We start from the raw sequence: 3,769 nt of genomic DNA, 5'->3' as shown, positions 1-3,769 counted from the left end.
AACATCACAGGAATACGCACAAAATTCAACTTGTGTTAAACCGCTTGCTTTATAGCGTTCAATTATTTCGTCCCAGTACGGGGTCTCCCGAGCCATCGATACTCTCCTTCTTATTTAAAAGAATGATGATTACTTAATTTATCGAGCCCGAGTAGGTGTATTTGGGCGAGCGTTTATTTTGAATCTTACTTATAGAACTTTATTGGGAATACTAAAGTATCCCGCTCCTTACAGTGCATTGGTTAATGAAAAAAATATTATAATTTTGATCGAGGAATCTCCGATCAAAAAGATCTTACGGAATATCTAATAGATAATTCAAAATGGAACCTCCAAAGTGCTATTAGGATAGTGATAACCAAACTGTCCTTAATCTATTAAACTATATATCTAATGATGAAAGAAAAGAATTTCAAAAGCCTTTTCCAGTAGCAAAACCAGCTCATAAAAAGACAAAATATAAAACATTTGACTGCAGTGTTATGAATATTGCTGATGATATTTCTTACAGTATTCATGATTTGGAATTTTCTTTCGACAAATTAGTATGGATGATTTGGTTAATTTTTTTTGAAAATCAGAACTTCATTCAAAATTGGAGTAATTATCCAACACTACTTCTTTCAGATGATTTAAAAGTTAGAAAAAAAGTTATAAGTATATTAGTTCACGAAGCAATAATTCATACTATATTGAAGAAAATAGTAATTTTAATGAACCTATATTTAGATATTTTGTAAAATTTGAAAATGAAGCTATTTGAAGAATTTATAAGAAACCTAAAACAACTTGTGAGCAATAATTTAATTAAAACCCAACATGTAAAGTCCATTATTCACGGTGGGAAGGTACTAATTATGCAGCTATTCGATGCAATCGTTGTTAATCCGGAAATGTTATTACCCACAGAAGTATTTGAAAAATATAGTAGACTGACCCAAGAAACTGACCCAAAAAGGGTTATCATTGATTATATCAGTGGCATGACAGATAATTATCTCTATAAAATGCATCAAAGAATTTTTGGTGGAAACACTCAAAGTACCTTTGACACAATCTAATTAACTAATCAAACACAATTTCATGAACATAATGATGTATTGAAATTCAAATACATCATTCAAAATATTCTCAAATCTCTAAAAAACTATCTTTAATATCCTAAAATCCCTAAATATAGGATTATAATATTCTAAAATCCTTAAAAATATGATTATAGTATTCTCAAGTCCTTAATAAATGGTTGTAATATTCTATAATCCTCATAATTAAATACGGAAATATAACAGAGAGACTCATGATTAAAACTGCAAAAACCAAACAAGAAGCCAATCAGTTATCTAGAGAATACCGAGAAGGAAGGCTACGAAGGATATATCATGGCATTTATACGGATGACTTTAACTCTGAGGTTAATAAAATAGTTATTCAAAATTGGATGGAGATACTTCCACATATTGTATCAGATGGAATACTTGCTTTTAGCACAGCTTTGGGATTGAAACCTCAGCAGTATAAACAAGGAGCAATTATTTTTGTGATTAGCACTTATGTAAAAACTATTGAGCTTCCTGGCTTAACGATTAAAGTGTACAAGGGTAATAATAGAGAGTTTATTGAACCAATACTACCTAATTTATTCAAGAGCAGTATACCTCGTGCTCTTCTGGAGAATCTTACTACTGTAAAAGGTGCTTCTTATATTGGGGTTAAAACGATTGGAACAGAAGGTGTCGAAAAATATCTTGCGAAGGAATTACGTACTCGCGGTGAAGATAATCTTAATCACGTTAGAGATAAAGCAAAGCAAATTGCTGAGAAATTGGGTTATCAAAAGGAATACACAAAACTGAATCAGATTATTAGTGCTTTATTGTCGACTCATGCAAATGAAAATATTTTATCCTCGAATTATGCAAAAGCAGTAGCTCAGAAAAAACCTTATGATGAGCATAGAATCCAACTTTTTGATGAGTTGGTGGTCTATCTTAAAAAATGTATTCTTCTACAGAGAGACTATGAATACAATTCAACCTCTTTTAAAAATCTGAGTTTTTATGAATCCTATTTTTCCAACTATATCGAAGGAACAAAGTTTCTTATTGATGAGGCTGAGGATATCGTATTTAAAGGGATAGAAATAAATAACCGTCATGCAGATAGCCATGATGTGTTATCTAACTTTCTCCTTACAAATGATTATTCTGAAATGAGTATTACCCCCAGAAATGTGGATGAGTTAATCGATATATTACAAAAAAGACATGCCATTATGATGAAAGAACGGCCTGAAAAACATCCCGGGGTATTTAAGACGAAAGAAAATAAAGCAGGTAATACTACTTTTGTATCACCTGTAGATGTACTAGGGACATTATGGGAAGGATTTGAACGATATAAATTACTTAAACCAGGTATTGAACGAGCACTGTTTATGCAATTTTTAATTTGTGAAATACATCCTTTTGATGATGGAAATGGAAGATTATCAAGAATTATGATGAATGCCGAACTTGTATCTCAATCTCAGTACAAAATTATTATACCTAATGTTCATCGTGATAATTATCTGAATGGCTTAAGATTGGCATCAAGAGACAAGAATTTCAGAACTTATGTGAAAGTAATGGATCAAGCCCAAGCGTATACTGCATCTGTGAAATGGCTTGATTACGGGGAAGCGAGAGAAAAATTAGAAAGTGATGACGCAAATCTCTCATCTGATGAGGGTATCCCTACTTTTAATCGCGCATTAAGGACATTAAAGCTCTCAGATATACCTGCTTAATTGTGGTTAGTTAGTAATTATGTGCAGTAGAAAATTAAATATACGATTTTACAATAAGTTAATCATAAATTACTGCACATAATATCCATACTATTTCTGTAAGGCGGTCATAGTTGACCGCTGAAACTAAGGAGATAGTTATGGAATCTACATCAAAACCAACACTGGATGAGTTGATTTTTGCAGCGCTAAGCCAATTACAAGCCCTTCATTATAACGGGCGTTCGATACGCCGATATCAAGCCACTTGGAATCGGTTGTCCGATTTTGCAAAACAGCATGAGTATAAGGATAAATTAACACAGGGATCGATCCTCGATTTCCTGGATCATTATGGCATTAAGTCCGAGGAACCAGTTCGCTTAAAATTAGGTTGGCGGAAACATGCTGAATATGGTTTGAAAATTCTTTGGCAATTTGCACGTTATGGCTATTTTGAGCGAATTCATACGCTGATACAAAAACTCCATATACCGCAAGATATGAAGAAGGCACTTAATGAGTATGTAAAATACTGCGATGAAAAACGTCATTTAAGCAAATATTGTATCAATGAGCGAATAAGGCAAGTTGGGATTTTGCTTGATTTTGTTACAAAACAAGGTATTCAAACGTTCGAACAAATCCAACCCCAACACTTGTCTATCTTTATTAGTTCACTGTGGCGATTTAGCAATAAAACTATTTCCAGGGTTGTTTCTGATATTAGGCAATTCTTTAATTACTTATTTTTGCGTGATTTTATTACAAGAGATAAATTTTATGTGTTGCAGCACATAAAATTTATTGTGGTTAGTAGGTTATTATGTGCAATAGCAGAAATAAACTTCCAATTTAACAGCGTGTTAGTTCAAAATTACCGCACATAATATTACTATTTCTGTAAAGCGACCGTCATGGCCGCTCAAAACTAACGGAGATAGTCATGAGAGAAGTCAAATCCTCATCGTGCTAATCAATAATTTTCATTACATTAAAAAA

Annotated in this window: 3 protein-coding genes; all 3 read left to right on the top strand. The window is 32.6% G+C overall.

The features are described from left to right. Window positions 1–749: 749 nt before the first annotated feature. The 3 genes from OK13_RS15615 (at window position 750) to OK13_RS13455 (ending at window position 3,657) form a co-directional block, all read left to right on the top strand. Window positions 750–1,061: a hypothetical protein gene (locus OK13_RS15615; protein WP_241480577.1), complete on the top strand. Its 312-nt coding sequence runs from the start codon at window positions 750–752 to the stop codon at window positions 1,059–1,061. Between the two features lie 236 nt (window positions 1,062–1,297). Continuing rightward, on the top strand, window positions 1,298–2,788 hold the full coding sequence (locus OK13_RS13460; RefSeq protein WP_035891632.1) for a Fic family protein: 1,491 nt from the start codon (window positions 1,298–1,300) through the stop codon (window positions 2,786–2,788). A 140-nt stretch (window positions 2,789–2,928) separates the two neighbouring features. Continuing rightward, a complete protein-coding gene (locus tag OK13_RS13455; RefSeq protein WP_052117696.1) occupies window positions 2,929–3,657 on the top strand; it encodes a site-specific integrase in 729 nt (242 codons plus the stop codon). Window positions 3,658–3,769: the final 112 nt, after the last annotated feature.

Origin of the sequence: Legionella norrlandica, assembly GCF_000770585.1 — a bacterium.
In the GTDB taxonomy this organism is placed as follows: Bacteria; Pseudomonadota; Gammaproteobacteria; order Legionellales; family Legionellaceae; genus Legionella; species Legionella norrlandica.
This window is presented reverse-complemented; position numbering and strand designations above follow the sequence as displayed.